The sequence below is a fragment of the Acidovorax sp. M2(2025) genome (genome assembly GCF_049330835.1).
In the GTDB taxonomy this organism is placed as follows: domain Bacteria; phylum Pseudomonadota; class Gammaproteobacteria; order Burkholderiales; family Burkholderiaceae_C; genus Acidovorax.
In genome coordinates, this window is record NZ_CP186262.1 from 3,765,695 (window position 1) to 3,781,793 (window position 16,099).

Annotated in this window: 13 protein-coding genes; 4 read left to right on the plus strand and 9 right to left on the minus strand. The window is 70.2% G+C overall.

Annotated elements, in window-relative coordinates; translation table 11 throughout:
* Positions 1–49: 49 nt before the first annotated feature.
* On the minus strand, positions 50–2,917 hold the full coding sequence (polA, locus tag ACOYR3_RS17355; RefSeq protein WP_422843565.1) for a DNA polymerase I: 2,868 nt from the start codon (positions 2,915–2,917) through the stop codon (positions 50–52).
* A 65-nt stretch (positions 2,918–2,982) separates the two neighbouring features.
* Here polA and ACOYR3_RS17360 point away from each other — a divergent pair, with 65 nt between their 5' ends.
* The 4 genes from ACOYR3_RS17360 to ACOYR3_RS17375 all read left to right on the plus strand — a co-directional run bounded on the left by ACOYR3_RS17360 (position 2,983) and on the right by ACOYR3_RS17375 (position 7,570).
* The gene (locus tag ACOYR3_RS17360; RefSeq protein WP_422843566.1) at positions 2,983–3,342 is read left to right on the plus strand and encodes a hypothetical protein; all 360 of its coding nucleotides are present in this window, start codon (positions 2,983–2,985) and stop codon (positions 3,340–3,342) included.
* A 109-nt stretch (positions 3,343–3,451) separates the two neighbouring features.
* Positions 3,452–4,402: a homoserine kinase gene (locus ACOYR3_RS17365; protein WP_422843567.1), complete on the plus strand. Its 951-nt coding sequence runs from the start codon at positions 3,452–3,454 to the stop codon at positions 4,400–4,402.
* A 129-nt stretch (positions 4,403–4,531) separates the two neighbouring features.
* Positions 4,532–5,353 (plus strand): BPSS1780 family membrane protein, encoded by an 822-nt coding sequence (locus tag ACOYR3_RS17370; RefSeq protein WP_422843568.1) that lies wholly within the window; start codon positions 4,532–4,534, stop codon positions 5,351–5,353.
* 267 nt (positions 5,354–5,620) lie between these two features.
* A complete protein-coding gene (locus tag ACOYR3_RS17375; RefSeq protein WP_422843569.1) occupies positions 5,621–7,570 on the plus strand; it encodes a PhoX family protein in 1,950 nt (649 codons plus the stop codon).
* 129 nt (positions 7,571–7,699) lie between these two features.
* On the opposite strand, the gene ACOYR3_RS17380 is transcribed toward ACOYR3_RS17375, so the two are convergent.
* The 8 genes from ACOYR3_RS17380 to ACOYR3_RS17415 form a co-directional block, all read right to left on the minus strand.
* Positions 7,700–7,954: a zinc ribbon domain-containing protein gene (locus ACOYR3_RS17380; protein ID WP_422843570.1), complete on the minus strand. Its 255-nt coding sequence runs from the start codon at positions 7,952–7,954 to the stop codon at positions 7,700–7,702.
* A gap of 6 nt (positions 7,955–7,960) precedes the next feature.
* The gene (locus tag ACOYR3_RS17385) at positions 7,961–8,698 is read right to left on the minus strand and encodes an OmpA family protein (RefSeq protein ID WP_422843571.1); all 738 of its coding nucleotides are present in this window, start codon (positions 8,696–8,698) and stop codon (positions 7,961–7,963) included.
* Positions 8,698–9,315, minus strand: coding sequence for a hypothetical protein (locus ACOYR3_RS17390; RefSeq protein ID WP_422843572.1), 618 nt, complete (start codon positions 9,313–9,315; stop codon positions 8,698–8,700). The genes ACOYR3_RS17385 and ACOYR3_RS17390 overlap by 1 nt, the downstream gene beginning before the upstream one ends.
* A 37-nt stretch (positions 9,316–9,352) precedes the next feature.
* Positions 9,353–9,826 carry a hypothetical protein gene (locus ACOYR3_RS17395; RefSeq protein WP_422843573.1) on the minus strand — a complete coding sequence of 158 codons (474 nt, stop codon included), beginning with the start codon at positions 9,824–9,826 and terminating at the stop codon, positions 9,353–9,355.
* A gap of 29 nt (positions 9,827–9,855) precedes the next feature.
* Complete coding sequence (locus ACOYR3_RS17400; protein WP_422843574.1) at positions 9,856–10,608, minus strand: sel1 repeat family protein; 753 nt, start codon at positions 10,606–10,608, stop codon at positions 9,856–9,858.
* Between the two features lie 74 nt (positions 10,609–10,682).
* Positions 10,683–11,831 carry a hypothetical protein gene (locus ACOYR3_RS17405; protein ID WP_422843575.1) on the minus strand — a complete coding sequence of 383 codons (1,149 nt, stop codon included), beginning with the start codon at positions 11,829–11,831 and terminating at the stop codon, positions 10,683–10,685.
* Positions 11,832–11,916: 85 nt separating this feature from the next.
* Positions 11,917–12,375, minus strand: coding sequence for a hypothetical protein (locus ACOYR3_RS17410; RefSeq protein ID WP_422843576.1), 459 nt, complete (start codon positions 12,373–12,375; stop codon positions 11,917–11,919).
* A 66-nt stretch (positions 12,376–12,441) separates the two neighbouring features.
* A complete protein-coding gene (locus tag ACOYR3_RS17415; RefSeq protein ID WP_422843577.1) occupies positions 12,442–16,023 on the minus strand; it encodes a beta strand repeat-containing protein in 3,582 nt (1,193 codons plus the stop codon).
* Positions 16,024–16,099: the final 76 nt, after the last annotated feature.

A 16,099-nucleotide genomic window follows, 5' to 3' on the forward strand; every position in this document is an offset into this window, starting at 1 on the left:
CTAAAAACACTCGCGTTGAGGGCCGTTTCCGCTTGCTGCTATTGCAGCCTCAATGCGCCTTGTCCCAGTTCGGCCCCACCCCCACCTCGGCCAATAGCGGCACCTTCAGCGCCGCCACCTCCGCCATCAGCCGCGGGATGTGGGTCTTGAGCCAGTCCACCTCGCCCTCGGGCAGCTCGAACACCAGTTCATCGTGCACCTGCAGCACCATCTTGATGTCGGGCTTGTGCGCGTCCAGCTCCTTCTGCACGGCCACCATGGCCATCTTGATGAGGTCGGCGGCGGTGCCCTGCATGGGCGCGTTGATGGCGGCGCGTTCGGCACCGGCGCGGCGGGGGCCGTTGGGAGAGTTGATCTCGGGCAGGTACAGGCGGCGGCCGAACACGGTCTCGACGTAGCCCATGGACTTGGCGGATGCCTTGGTGTCGTCCATGTACTGCTTCACGCCGGGGTAGCGCTGGAAGTAGCGGTCGATGTAGGCGGCGGCGGCCTTCGTTTCAATGCCCAGGTTCTTGGCCAGGCCGAAGCTGCTCATGCCGTAGATGAGGCCGAAGTTGATGACCTTGGCATAGCGGCGCTGCTCGCTCGTCACCTGGTCGACCTCCACGCCAAACACTTCGGCGGCGGTGGCGCGGTGCACGTCCAGGCCGGCGTGGAAGGCGTGCAGCAGCGAGTGGTCGCCGCTCAGGTGGGCCATGATGCGCAGCTCGATCTGCGAGTAGTCGGCGCTGGCGATGACGCGGCCGGGCGGCGCGATGAAGGCCTCGCGCACGCGGCGGCCTTCAGGGGTGCGGATGGGGATGTTCTGCAGGTTGGGGTCGTTGCTGGACAGGCGCCCGGTGACGGCCACGGCCTGCGCATAGTGGGTGTGCACGCGGCCGGTGCGCGGCAGGGCCAATTGCGCGAGCTTGTCGGTGTAGGTGCCCTTGAGTTTGCTCAAGGACCGGTGCTCCAGCAGCTTGGCGGGCAGGGGGTAGTCCTCGGCCAGTTTTTCCAGCACTTCTTCGTCGGTGCTGCGCGCGCCGGTGGCGGTTTTCTTCACCACGGGCATGCCCAGCTTGTCGAAGAAGATTTCGCCCAACTGCTTGGGGCTGCTCAGGTTGAAGGGCTGGCCGGCGATTTCGTAGGCCTCGGTTTCCAGCTGCAGGATGCGCTGGCCCAGCTCGTGACTCTGGGCGGCCAGCGTGGCGGCGTCGATGAGCACGCCGTTGCGTTCGATGCGGTACAGCGCCTCGCTGCTGGCGATCTCCAGTTCGTAGATGAAGCGCAGTTTCTCGTCGGCCTCCAGCAGCGGCCACAGGGCCTGGTGCACGTCCAGCGTCTGGTCGGAGTCTTCGCACGAGTAGGCGGCGGCCTTGTCCACGGGCACCTGGGCAAAGGGGATCTGGTGCGCGCCCTTGCCGCACAGGTCTTCGTAGCTGATGCCTTTGCGGCCGGTGTGGCGCTCGGCCAGGCTGGCCAGGCCATGGGGCTTGTGCACTTCGAGCACGTAGCTTTGCAGCATGGTGTCGTGCACGTAGCCCTGCACCTCGATGCCGTGGTTGGCAAACACGTGGCGGTCGTACTTGATGTGCTGGCCCAGCTTGGCGTGCCGGGCCTCCTGCAGCCAGGGCTTGAGGCGCGCGAGCACCTCGTCGCGCGGCAGCTGCGCGGGTGCATCGGGGCCCACATGCGCCAGCGGGACGTAGGCGGCCTCGCCAGGCTGCACGCTGAAAGAGACGCCCACGATCTGCGCGCGCATCTCGTCCAGCGAATCGGTCTCGGTGTCCAGCGCCACCAGCGGGGCCTTTTGCAGGCGCTCCAGCCACTGGTCGAAGTCGGTCCAGTTGAGGATGGTGTCGTACACCACCGTGCGGTGCTGGGCCTGTTCGGCCACGTTGCTGGCGGAATGGTCGGCAAACAGATCGCCGCTCTGGCCGGGCATGGCCACCGGCGGCGCCGCGCCGGCTGCGGCCGCATCACCCCCGCCCAGCGCGCGGGCGAGGCCCTTGAAGCCATATTTCTCGTAGAAGGCGCGCAGCGGCTCGGTCTGGGGTTCGCCCAGGGCCACGGAGTCCAGCGCGGGCAGGCCCAGCACGTGCTCGGCCAGGTCGCAGTCGGTCTTGATGGTGACCAGCTGCCGCCCGGTGGGCAGCCAGCCCAGCGCGTTGCGCAGGTTCTCGCCGGCCACGCCCTTGATCTCGCCCGCGCGGGCCAGCAGGGCGTCCAGCGATCCGTATTCCTGCAGCCACTTGGCGGCCGTCTTGGGGCCCACCTTGGGCACGCCGGGCACGTTGTCCACGGCGTCGCCCACCAGGGTCTGGTAGTCCACCATCAGGTGCGGGGGCACGCCAAACTCGGACGTCACGCCGGCAATGTCGCGCTTCTTGCCGCTCATGGTGTCGATGATGGTGATGTGCTCGTTGACCAGCTGGCTCAGGTCCTTGTCGCCGCTGGAGACCACCACCTCGATGCCCTGGGCCGCGGCGGTGACGGCCAGCGTGCCGATGACGTCGTCGGCTTCCACCCCGGGGATGGCCAGCACCGTCCAGCCCAGCAGGCGCACCACCTCGTGGATGGGGTCGATCTGCGTGCGCAGGTCGTCGGGCATGGGCGCGCGCTGGGCCTTGTACTCGGGGTACAGCGCGTCGCGGAAGGTGGGGCCCGAGGCGTCGAACACGCAGGCGGCGTAGTCCGCCCGCACTTCCTTGCGCAGGGCCTGCATCATGTTGATCATGCCCCGGATGGCGCCGGTGGCCGGGCTGGTGCGGTCGCCCGGCACCGCCCGCAGGTCGGGCATGGCATGGAAGGCGCGGTACAGGTAGCTGGATCCATCCACCAGCACCAGGGTCTTTTTGCCGCCCGGCTGCGGCGGCGCGGAGGGCGGTTCCCCCACGGAGACGGGGGCGGCGTTGGGGGGCAGGGATTCGTCGTTCATGCACGGATTGTGCACGGCTGCCGGGCGCTGGCGGCGCGCGCGGATGCGCCCTCTACAATGCAAGCATGCGCGCTGTTCACCTATTTTTGCTGCTGGGCGTGGCCTGCGGCACCGCCCTGGCCCAAAATCCTACCCAAAATGCCCCCCAAGGCGCGCCAGATCAGCGCGAGGCGCTCTCAAATCCAGAGCAACTGACGGGCCGTGCCAACCAGCGCACGGAGCGCATCCACGTTGAGGATGCCGGCAGCCGCGTGGACGAGCTGCGCGTGGGCGGGCAGACCCAGAGCATTTCGGTGCAACCCAAGACCGGCAACCTGCCCGGCTACATGGTGCAATCCCCCGACGGCGCCCGCAGCCGCGCCGGCAGCCACAACGGCGCCGAAACCACAACCGCCCCGCGCGTCTGGAACGTCATGAAGTTCTGAACCCGGGCGCTCCCGCGGGCCCCGGCCCCGGGTACCCCGCGCGGGGCACCGCCCTGCCTTCCGCACGCTTGTGCTTTCACCAGTCGTTTTTCTCCCCCTGTCCTGAGCGATGGCCGTCTTTACCGAAGTCTCCAATGATGAGGCGCGCGAACTGCTGCGCCGTTTGCAACTGGGCGAGCTGGTGGCGCTGCGCGGCATCGAAGGGGGCATCGAGAACACCAACTACTTCCTCACCAGCGACCAGGGCGAGTTCGTGCTCACGCTGTTCGAGCGCCTCACCGCCGAGCAGCTGCCCTTCTACTTGTTCCTGATGAAGCACCTGGCGCACGGCGGCATTCCCGTGCCCGACCCGCGCGCCGACAAGAACGGCGACATCCTGCACACCGTGGGCGGCAAGCCCGCCGCCGTGGTGAACAAGCTGCGCGGCAAAAGCCAGCTCGCTCCGCAGGGCGCGCACTGCGCCGCCGTGGGCGGCATGCTGGCGCGCATGCACCTGGCGGGCCGCAGCTTTGACCGCCAGCAGCCCAACCTGCGCGGCCTGCCGTGGTGGAACGAAACCGTGCCCGTGGTGCTGCCGCACATCGGCGAAGCCGCCTCGGCGCTGCTGCGCTCGGAACTGGCGTACCAGAACCACGTGGCCGCCGGCGCCGCCTACGCAGCCCTGCCCCGGGGCCCGGTGCACGCCGACCTGTTCCGCGACAACGTGATGTTCGAGGGCGAGGAGCTGACCGGGTTCTTCGACTTCTACTTCGCGGGCGTGGACACCTGGCTGTTCGACCTGGCCGTGTGCCTGAACGACTGGTGCATCGACCTGTCCACCGGCGCACACGATGCCGAGCGTGCCTCGCGCATGCTGGACGCCTATCAGGCCGTGCGCCCGCTCACCGCGCCGGAGCGTGAGCTGCTGCCGGCCATGCTGCGCGCCGGGGCCCTGCGCTTCTGGATTTCGCGCCTGTGGGATTTCTACCTGCCCCGCGAGGCCTCGATGCTCAAGCCCCACGACCCCACACACTTCGAACGCGTGCTGCGCAGCCGCATCGCGCAGCCGGTGCATGCCTGAACGGCAACGGCAGTGCCGCCCGCGGCCGGACGGCCTGCCGCGATCCCCTGCCCGGCGCTGCGGTTTGGGCGGCTGGAGTAAATTCCTGGCACAGGCTGCCGTCGCCCCCTTCTCTTCTGCCCTAACGCAATGAAACTCCGCATCGTCTCCGCCCGCACGGGCCTGGACTGGGTCACGCTTGGCATCCGGACGTTCTGGCGGCAGCCCATGGCGCTGGCGGCGCTGTTCTTCATGACCATGGCGATCATGTCGCTGGCCACACTGATCCCGCTGATCGGCCCGGCCGTTGCGCTGATGCTGCTGCCCACCTCCACGCTGGTGATGATGGTGGCCGCGGCCCAGGCATCGCAGGGGCGCTTTCCCACGCCGGCATTGCTGCTGGTGGCGTTTCGCACCGGCCAGCAGCGCCTGCGCGACATGATGGTGCTGGGGGCGCTGTACGCGGCGTGCTTCCTGGGCGTGATGGGGCTGTCCGCCCTGCTGGACGGCGGACAGTTCGCCAGCGTCTATCTGGGCGGCGCCAAGATGACGCAGGAGATCGCCGAAGACCCGGCCTTCCAGCGCGCCATGTGGCTTTCCATGGTGCTGTACCTCCCGTTGTCGCTGCTGTTCTGGCATGCCCCCGGGCTCGTGCACTGGCATGGGGTGCCGCCAGTGAAGGCGCTGTTCTTCAGCATCGTGGCCTGCGCACGGAATTTCGGGGCGTTTCTGGTCTACGGCCTGGGCTGGATGGGCGTGTTCCTGCTGGGCGGGCTGGTGGTGGCCACCGTCGCCACCCTTTTGGCACTCGCCGGCCTGGCCAACACGGCCGCAGGGGGCATCATGGTGGGCGCGGCCATGATGCTGGCGGCCATGTTCTTCACCTCGGTGGTGTTCACGTTCCGCGACTGCTTTGACGCCCCCGGCAGCGACGCTGCCGACGCGGCCCAGCCGCCAGCCCCCGCGGCCTGAGCGGCACCGCCGCGCCGCGACCGCCCCAGTAGCGAGACCAAGCCCCGCGAGGCCGCACACGGACTGCGTGCGGCCAGCGTGCCGGTGCGCCTGCAAGGGTGCGCCCGGGCATGGGCGCCGACCGCCGGCGTGGCGGGTGCCTGCCGGCATTCACGCCACTGTCACACAGCGTTCTTAGCATCCGCAGCCGGACAGCCCGCTTGCTCCGGCCCCGGCCTGCGCGGCGGTCCCTGCCTCTTTGTTCTCCTCTATCCACAACGATCCACCATGTCCCACACGACCACGCCTACCCGCCGCAAGGCCCTGCAACTTCTGGCCGGCATTCCCATGCTGCCCATCGGTACCTCGGCGGCCGCTTCGCTGCTGGCCACCGGGTGCGGCGGCGGCAGCGATGAGGCGACTTTTGCGTCCGCATCGTTCACGTCGATGGCCGCCCCCACGCTGGCCAACGCCGCCGCCATGGCCACCACCGCGGTGGGTTCCTCGCTGAACGTGAAGCTCAGCGACGGCAGCACGCAGTCGTATGCCCTGGCCTATCAGCCCTTCTTCATCACCGGCGACCTGGTGCCGGACGGCAAGGGCGGCAAGGTGCTGGCCGGCGGCTACTACGACATCAACAACAAGCCCATCATCGACACCTCCGTGCCCGGCGCGGAACGCCAGTTCTTCTCGGACTCGCCCGACGGCACCTCGCTGCTCACCGTGCCCAACGCCAAGGTGGACGGCGTCAAGGGCAACCCCGTGTTCGCGGTGGTGCAGTTTGAATACACCACCTGGGCACAAGACGGCAAGAGCGACATGTACGGCAAGCTTCCCTCCCCCATCGCCGTGCTCACGCTGGACCAGGACCCCAACACGGGCAAGCTCGGCCTGGTGAAGTACCACAACGTGGACACCTCCAAGGTGCACGGCCTGTGGATCACCTGCGGCGCCAGCCTGTCGCCCTGGGGCACGCACCTGTCCAGCGAAGAGTACGAGCCCGACGCCTTCAACAGCGGCAACGCCCAGCTCAAGGCCTACAGCAAGAACCTGTTTGGCGACGAGACCAAGGCCAACCCCTACCACTACGGCCACATGCCCGAAGTGACGGTGAACCCCGACGGCACCGCGTCCATCAAGAAGCACTTCTGCATGGGCCGCATCTCGCACGAGCTGGTGCAGGTGATGCCCGACCAGCGCACCGCGCTGATGGGTGACGACGCCACCAACAGCGCGTACTTCGTGTTCGTGGCCGACAAGGAAAAGGACCTGTCTTCGGGCACGCTGTACGCCGCCAAGGTGGGCGCCGGCTTCTCCATCGAACCCGCAGCCGCCAGCGGCGCGCCCCTCACCTGGATCAAGCTGGGCTCGGCCACCAGCGCCGAAATCGAGCAGCTGGCCAACACGCTCAAGCCCGCCGACATCATGAGCGTGGCCAGCAAGGACCCTGGCGACGCCAGCTACACCAAGATCGTGGCCAACGGCAAGACCGAGTGGATCAAGATCAACCCGGGCATGGAAAAGGCCGCGGCCTTCCTCGAAACCCACCGCTACGCAGCCTTCAAGGGCGCGAGCCTGGGCTTCACCAAGATGGAAGGCACCACCGTCAACGCCAAGGACAAGATCGCGTACTCGGCCCTGCAGAACTGCGAAAAATCGATGGTGGCCGGCGACGCCGCCAACGTGCCGGGCAATGGCATCTCCATCCCCAAGACCCTGAAGGCGGGCGTGGTGATGGCCCTGAACCTGCGCGGCGGCCAGAAGGACACCGCCGGCGGCGCCATCAACAGCGAGTGGATGCCCGTGGACACCAAGGCGCTGCTGGCAGGCGAGGACATTGCTGCCGACGCCCTGGGCAACACCGGCAACCCCAACAAGATCTGCAACCCCGACAACCTCAAGTTCTCGGAAAAGATGCGCACCCTGTTCATCGGCGAGGACAGTGGCCAGCACGTGAACAACTTCCTGTGGGCCTACAACGTGGACACCAAGGAGCTGTCGCGCCTCATGTCGATCCCCGCGGGCGGCGAATCCACCGGCCTGCACGCCGTGGACGAGATCAACGGCTGGACCTACATCATGAGCAACTTCCAGCACCCCGGCGACTGGGGCGGCATCCACAGCGTGGTGAAGGGCACGCTGGATCCCCTCATCAACGCCAACTACAAGAACAAGGCGGGTGCTGGCGTGGGCTACCTCACCGGTACCGCCAAGCAGCCCGCGCTGCGCCAGCGCTGAGCGGCGGCAGCACCACCGCACCTGCCGGCACATTCTGCGGCCGGCCACAGGAACGGGGCCCCTGGGTCCCGTTTTTTTGCACCACGCCCGCCACCGCAAGCGCGGACAAAGCGCCGCTCGCCGCGAGCGTCAGCGTCCGCCGGTGAACATGAAGTACGCCAGCACGCACACCGCCAGCGCCACGATGAGCCGGGCGATCCAGGGCGTGACCAGCCAGGCGCCCAGCACCATGGCGACGCGGCCCCACACATGCTGCGACTGCAGCGCGCCCTGGGGCTCGGGCGCGGGGGCGCCCCGGGCCTGCAGCGGGTAGCCGCAGCCGGGGCAGGCCGGCGCATGCGATGACACTTCACGCCCGCATTCCGGGCAACGCACCAGGGCCATGCTGCTCTACCTGCCTTCCTTGGGCTGCGTGCCGGGCACGCCGATGAGGATCTGCACCCGCCGGTTGAGCTGGCGCCCCTGCGGGTCGTCGCGGCCGTCCGGCGTGGTGTTGGGCGCCACGGGCTCGCGCTTGCCCAGCCCCTCCACCCGCGCGGGGCGGCCGGTGCGCTGCTGCAACGCGGCCGAGACCGTCCCGGCACGGCGCAGCGACAGGCTGTCGTTGTACGCGTCGGTGCCCTTGCCATCGGTATGGCCGCGCACAGTCAGGGGCGCCGCCGCGTAGCTCTTGATGAGTTCGGCCGCCTTGTCCAGCGACGGGGCCGCGTCCGGCCGCAGGTCCGCCTTGTCGAAGTCGAACAGCACATCGGCCGGCAGGTCAATGGAAATGGCCTGCTCCGGCGTGGGGTGCGCCTTGAGCTCGGCCCACAGCGCGCGCGTCTGCGCCAGGCGCTCGCGCGGGACCTCGGCCTCGCGCAACACCGTCTGCGGCCCGGCACTGCGCTGCAAGGTGGACTCCTGCGTGCGGGCCGCCAGCGCACCCGCGGGCTGCTGCGGGCGCAGCACCGTGGCGGGCGCCTCGGAAGCAGGCGCCAGCCGCGTCGGCACATCGGCCAGCGCACGCTGGCTGCGCACCACCTCCCATGCCCGCGCCGGCGCAGCAGCCAGGGCCAGCACCGCCGCCATTCCCGCGGGAACCAGGGCGCCCAGCCCGCGCATGCCCGCGGCCCTCCATCCGGCGCGCATCAGCCGCCCTGCAGCGGCAGGTCGATGACCAGCCCCGGCGCCACGATGTTGTCGCCCTGATTGCCGTCGTTGAACACCAGCTTGAGCTTGCGGGCCGAGGGCGCCACCGCCCCCAGGAACACCAGCTGCCCGTCCAGGGTTTCGCCCTCGCGGACGGTGATGTCGCGGTTGTTGTCGGGCCGCTTGATGTGCAGGCGGGCGCCGCTTTCGTCCTGCAGGTAGGTGTCTGCCAGCGCCAGCATGGTGGTGTCGGTGATGCGGTTGGCAAACGAGATGCTCACGTCGAGCACCGTGGCGTCGGCCCCCATTTCCACGGCCTTCACGCGCACCGTGACGCCGGCCGGAGCCACTCCCTGGATGGCCAGGGTCTGCTTGCGCGGGGCGGCCGCCGCAGGGGGCGCGGCCTGCGCGGCAGGAGCCGCTGTGGAGGGCGCGGCGCTGGGTGGCGCGGCCACGGCCGCCGGGGCGGGCTCTGCGGCGGCAGACACCTTGGGCTGCGGCGCGGCCGGCTCCTTGCACGCGGCCAGCAGCAGGGCAGCGGCAGCCATCGCGGCGGCGGCCGCGCGCGGCCAGGGAGCGGGTGGGAAGGAACGGGGGTCGGGTGCTGGGTAGGTCATGGGTTCGGTAGAAAAGCGCTTCACTGCACTGCGCGGCTCAGCGGATGCGGATGCTGTTGGTCTGCTCCTGCCGCGGACGCGCCGGCGCCTGCGGACAGTCCTCGGTGCGCACCTGGTTGGCATTGCGGCCCTGGACGATGACCGTGCGGCCTTCCAGGCGCGCGCCGGACACGTCGACACTGTTGACGGAGGCGTGGCCCTCGCCCGCGCAGCGGGTGCCCGATGCGGTGTTGCCCGACACCTCGATGCGGTTGCCCGCCCCGGCCGCAGCCGCTGGCTGCACCGAAGACGCGGGTGCCGCAGGGGCGGGGGCCGTGCTGCGCTGCGGCACCACGGGCCGGTTGGCGGCGGCGGGGCCCAGCGGCCCGGTGGGGCCAATGGGCCCCTGCGGCCCCACGGGTCCCGCCGTTGCGGCGCAGGGCAACAGCAGCGCCAGCAGCCATGCCCGGGCGGGCGCCTGCGGGCGCGCCGGACGCACCGGACGTTGGGGGGCGGGAGGGCAGCATTCCATGGCGGTCACCTTCTTTGCATTCCCGGCCGTCAAGGCGGCGCCTTGCCAGGGGTTCCGGGCAGTGTGCTGCCGGGCTGGGGCGCGGCGGCCGCCGGCACCGGCAGCGAGCGCGGCACGGCCGACATGCCGGGAAGCCCCGAGCCCGGCCGCACCGCGCCGGCCGGGGCCGGCGGCGCGTCCACCGGCCTGCCGCTGGCGTCCGCCGTGGCCTGGCGCTGGATGCGGGCCTCCAGTTCGGACGCAAACCGCTCGGCCAGCGCGACCTCTTCTACGGCCATCTCGGCACCCAGCTCGTTGATGAGGGACAGCACGTTGCGCTGGGTGCCGGTATCAGGCTGCGCCAGGCGCTCCAGCAGCCGCGCATAGCCCAGCGCCTTCACGTTGTCGCGGGGCACGCCCTGGCCTTTGCGGTTCATCTCGGCCAGGCGCTGCATGGCCCGGGGGTCGCCGCGCACGGCCGCCAGCAGGTACCAGCGGTAGGCCTGCCCCATGTCGCCGATGCCGGCGCGCGGGTTGCGGTAGGCATCACCCACAAACGAGAGCAGCTGGGGGTTCTGCGTGGCCAGGGCTTCGCGCTGCAGGCGCTCCAGCTCGTTGCGGTAGATCGGCCCCTGACACCCGAGCTCGGCCACGCCGCGCTCCAGCGCCTCGTTGCAGGCCTCCAGAAACCGCGCCCCCGCCGTGGCGGCAGCGGGGGGCGTGGCCGGCTGGGCGGGGGCCTGCGCCCCGGCAGGCGGCACGGCCTGCGCAGGGGCTTGTTGCGCCAGAACCGGCCCGACCAAGCCCGCTCCACACACAATCCCACACACCAGCCCCCGCAACGCGGGCCGCAACGGGGTGCTGCGCATGCCCGGCATCATGTGCCCGCCTTCGCAGCAGCCGCGGGCGCGGCGGCGCCGGCCGTGGGCGCCGTGGCCGCCGTCTCCCAGGCCATGGGCACGCCAAAGAACAGGGGCTCAAAGCCCTGCCAGGTCATCACGTCCACCGGCCCCAGCGCGGCGTACCGCTCGGCATACACCTTTTCCAGGGCCTGCTGGGTTTCGGCGTCGTACTTCTGCGTGACCTGCACGGGCTCGCCGTACTTGCGCAGGGTCACCTGGATCAGGCCGAGCTTGAGTTCGGGCGACAGCGCGTTGTAGGCGGCGCGCATGTTCTCGACCACCACCGGGTCGGGCTTGCCATTGGGAATGCAGCGCCAATACGGGGTGTTGGTGGCCTTGCCCACCAGCTCCAGCACGCTCAGGTCCACCAGGGTGCGGATGGCCGAGTGGCGGCCCTGCAGGTATTTGCCCTCCAGCTTGAAGCCGAAGGCATCGCCGTAAAAGCCCAGGCTGGCGTTGTCCTCGGAGCTGAAGTTGAGCACCTTCACCACGTTGGAGGCCTGGATCTGCGGCACCATCTGCTGGGTGGAAAAGCTCACCAGGTTGAGGTCCAGCGCCAGTGCGGAGTAGATGGCCGTGCGCTTGACGTCCCCGCCCAGCGTAACCTTGCCGTCCCCCTTGCCGAACTCGATGCCCGCGGAGTTCACCCGCCCCGCCCCCGCGATGGCGCGGTCGAATTCCGTGAGCGCGCCGGTGATGAGGAAGTCGGGCATGGTCACCCCGAACTTGGCCCCCAGCTGGGCCTGGGACACCAGGTAGTCCGGGTGGTAGGGCACATACACCACGCGGGCGCCAATGCGGTTCACGGCGGTGCGCACCATTTCCGTGATGTCGCCCGGGATCTCGGCCCCCACCAGGGGACTGGAGAGGTTGGTGGCGTCCAGGATGCTGCGGGTCTGCAGATAGATGACGGGGTCGCCTTCCTTGTAGATGTCCAGCATGCGCCCGAAGCGGCCGAGGGCCAGCGCATAGGGGCTGAGGTTGGTCACGGGCAGCAGCTTGTCGGCCTCGCGCTCTTCCATCAGGGTCTTGGCGTCCTTGAGCGCGTTTTCGGTGGAGGCGCATCCGGCCAGGGCAGCGACGGCCAGCGCCAGGGCGCTCCATCGCAGGGTTCTTTGGATCATGGTGGTCTTCTTGGTGTAGTGGGTATCCACGGCCCCGCTCTCTCGGGACCTTGCGGCCGAGGCCCTCGGCCTGGGCTGCGGTGCGTCAGCGGCCTGAATTGAAGACAGTGATGTTTTCCACCCCCTTGCCTTCGACATACAGCGTCACGTTGCCGGTGACATTGCCCTGGATGACGGGGCTCGCAATGCGCAGCGTGCCGTCCGCGCCCCGCTGCACGTCGGAATAGGTGGAGCGGATCACGATGTTCTTTTGCCCTTCGGGCAGCTTGAGGGTGCCGTCGGGCTGCACCAGCGCGCTCTGGTCCACCAGCGTGTTCTGCGAGATGGCCCGGTTCACGCGGGCCTTGGCACTCACCGACGGGTACACGCCGTCATTGAGCCGCACGCCGCTGCTGGCCATGTCCTTGTAGGCGCCAAGCTGCTCGCCGTAGTTCACCAGCTGCGCCTGCGCGCCGGTGCCCAGCAGGGCCAGTGCCCCTGCACCGCAGCACAGGCCCAGCGCCCGCCGTGCGCGCGCTGGGAGATCGGGGTTTCGTGTTGTCATCACCACTCCTTCGTCCATTTCAAATGGGAAACGCCAAGGCCGTCTTCACACCGCAACGGCCTGCGGCTACATGTTCAGAACGTTGAACGCCGGCAGCACCGTGACCGACTGGTTCACCACTCCCATGGACGGGAGGGTGTAGGTGTAGCCCGGGTTGGCCGCAAACGCCGCGTTGCCCGCCACGCCCACCGCGCCGGTAATGGCCCCGCCCAGGTTGCGCACACTGCCCGAGGTCATGCCCACGCCCGCCGCGGTGTTGTTGCCCACGACGGTGACCACGCCGGTGATGAGGCCCTGGTTGATGACCGAGTTGGACACGCCACCCACGGCGGCGCGGCCCTGGTTGCCCGCAATCACCACGGTGCCCGTGACCACGCCGCGGTTCACCAGCGAGTTGACCGTGCCGCCCAGCGTGGTGCTGCCCCGGTTGCCCGCGATGATCACGCGGCCCGACAACTGGCCGCGGTTGTCCACGCTGTTCACCGTGCCGCCGCCAGTGGCATCGCCCTGGTTGCCCGTGATGACCACCTGCGCCCCGCTCATGCTCCCCCGGTTGTGCAGGCCGTTGACCAGGCCGCCCCCGCTGGCGCGGCCGGTGTTGCCCGCGATCAGGACCTGGCTGCCCTTCATGGAGCCCGCGCCCGTAACGCTGTTGACCTTGCTGCCGCTGCCCTGCGCGCTCGCCTGGTTGCCCAGGATGGTGATGCTGGACGCGGTGATGCTGCCGTCCGCGCGCACGCTGTTGGCTAGGCCGCCGCTGGCCGACCCCGCGTTGCCGATGACGGTGATCTGGCTGCCCGTGATGCGGCCGCTGCCCGCCACGCTGTTGATGGCGCCGCCGTCGCGTGCCGAGCCCTGATTGCCCAGAATGGTGATGCTGCCGCCCTGCAGCGTGCCCGCCACGTCCACGCTGTTCGCCACGCCCTCCTGGCCCGAGCCCTGGTTGGCCGTCACCGTGACATTGGAGCCTGCGATGCGGCCACGGCTTTGCGCCCGCACGCTGTTGGCCAGCCCGTCGCGGGCGGCCGCGCGGGCGCTGCCCTGGTTGGCCATCACCTGCACCGTGCTGCCCTGCAGCGTGCCGTCGGCCTGCACGCTGTTGGCCAGGGCCGTGCTGCCCTGCTCGGCCTGCGTGGACACGGCCGTGTTGGCCGCCACCAGGGCCTGGACCCCTTCCACCCGGCCACCTGCGCCCTGCGAGAAGCTGTTGGCGGCGGCCAGCCCCTCGGTGGCCACCACGCGCCCCGCCTGGTTGGCGATGAGCTGCAGGCTGGCGGCGCGCATCTCGCCCAGCACCTGCACGGCATTGGCATTGGCCTGGCCGATGCCCTTGCCGAACGCTGCAAAGCCGGCCACGGTGCCTTCGCGGCCCTCGCTGCGCACGTCGGCGGCCGTGTTGGCGGCCACGGTGATGCTGCTGCCCTGCACCCGGCCCTGAACATTGAGCGACAGCGCATTGGCATTGATGCGGCCGCCGTCGGCGTTCAGTTGCCGGGCGGTGTTGCCCGCCACCAGCAGGCTGCTTTGGGCCAGCGCCGTTGCGCCCGATCCATCCATGTAGAGGCCGTTGGCCGCCAGTACGCCGTTGGATTTGCTGCCCACCCCCAGCGCCTGCGCACCGCTGCCCGCGGCGCGGATGTCCTGGCCGGTGTTGCCCGCGATGACGACCGGGGTGCCCTGCACGGCGGCGCTGCGGTAGGCCGCCAGCGCATTGACCAGCGCCGTGCCGCCGGTGGCGTGCACGCCACGTGCGGAATTGCCGGCCACCAGCCACGGCGACGACGCATCCACCTGCGCGCCATCGTGCAGCACCAGCGCGTTGGCGGCTGCGCGTGCGCGGCTTTCGCGGCTGGCCAACCCCCCGGTGCCGGACACGGAATCGGCGGTGGTACTCATGTCGCTGGCGGTGTTGCCGCTCAACGCACCGTCGGCCGACAGCCGCGAGGGCGCGCCCGCGCCGTTCTCGATCGCGATGCTGTTGGCCTGCAGCGCGCCGCCCCGTGCAGACAGGCGCGACGCCGTGTTGCCGGCCACCGTCAGCGTGGCCGCATCCAGCTGCGAGCCCCTGACCGACAGCGTGTTGGCCAGCGCGGCCGACTGCTGGCTGGCCGAGAACAGCAGCCCGCCGCCCGCCTGCGCCGCGTAGCCGGTGGACTGCACGCTGTCGGCGCGGTTGCCCGCCAGCGTGACGGCCGTGTTCTGCACGCGCCCCTCCGTCACCATCACGCTGTTGGCCGCCGCCAGCCCGCCCGCGCCGGTCACCGACGCGCCCCGATTGCCTGTGACGGTGATGGCGGCGCGCTCCAGCGTGGACTGGTGGTCGGCCACCACGGTGTTGGCGAGCGCACGGCCGTTGCGCTCCAGCGCGCCCACGGCCCCACCGCCGATGCTGCCGCTGCCCCCGGCCGTGCGCACCTTGTCGGCAGTGTTGCCCACCAGCAGCACGCTGCCGCCGCGCACGGTGGCGTTGTCCAGCCACAGGCTGTTGCCCGCCGCGCCGCCGCCGGTCGCCACCACATCGCGGGCCTCGTTGGCCGCGAGCTGGTGCACCGGCCTCTCGGCCAGTTCGCCGCGGGTGACCGAAATGGTGTTGGCCAGCGCGGTGGCGGCCAGGCGCACGTCGGCCAGCGCACCGCCCAGGATGGAACCTTCGCCGCCCCAGGCCTGCACGTTGCGCGCGGTGTTGCCGGTCACGCCCGCCTGGTAGCCGGCAGAGCCGCCCAGCTGGTGGTCGGTCAGGCTGATGCTGTTGGCCAGGGCGCTGCCGCCCGTGGCGATGACCTGGGTGGCCTCGTTGCGGGACAGCACCAGCTGTGCCCCCCGCAACTGGCTGGAGGCCAGCATGACAGCGTTGGCCGCGGCCACGCCGGTCAGGTTGACCTGCGCGATGGTGCCGCGCCCCACCCCGCCGCCGCCCCCGCCGGCGCGCACATCCTCGGCGCGGTTGGCGGTCTGCAAGATTCGTGTGTCCACCAGCGTGGACCGGGCTGCCGTGAGGGCATTGGCCAGCGCCGAGCCGCCGATGGAGGTGACGCGCCGTGCGTCATTGCCCACCACGGCCAGCTCGGAGTTGCTCACGTCCGTGGCGTCCAGCAGCACGCTGTTGGCGCTGGCGCGCCCCGGCATCTGCAGGGAGCCAGTGCCCAGCAGCACCTCGGTCTTGGCGCCGAAGGCGGCCACCTCTGCGGCGCGGTTGCCCTGCACCAGCAGCCGGCTGGCGGTGAGCTGCTTGGTGCCTTCCGCGCTGGCGGCCAGCACCATGTTGGCCGTGGCGGCGCCGCCCAGCGCATGGATGAAGCCCGTCACCCGGTTGCCCAGCACCTGCACCTGGGACTGCCGCACGTCCATGGCGGCCAGGCCCACGCCGTTGGCCTGCGCGGTTCCGGCCAGGTCCACGCGCATCCCGGCGTTGGCCAGGGCCGAGCCCTTGCCGCCGGTGGAGACCACCGGCCCGGTAGACCGGTTGTCCAGCACCTGGATCTGGCTGTTGGCGTCCACCTGCGTGCCGGCGCTGTTCTTGTGCCACCCCAGGCCGGCCAGCATGGATTCCTGCGCGCCAGCACGCCCGCAGGCCAGCGCCAGGGAAAATCCCAGCAACCCTAGCGCGGCGGCAGCTTCTCGCCGGTGCGTCTTGCGCGGTGTGGACACTCAGAGCCCCTTGTTGTTGTGGTGGTGGTCGTGTTGGTTGCCGTGGCGTTGCGCCAGGGCAACGGCCGGCGGCGGC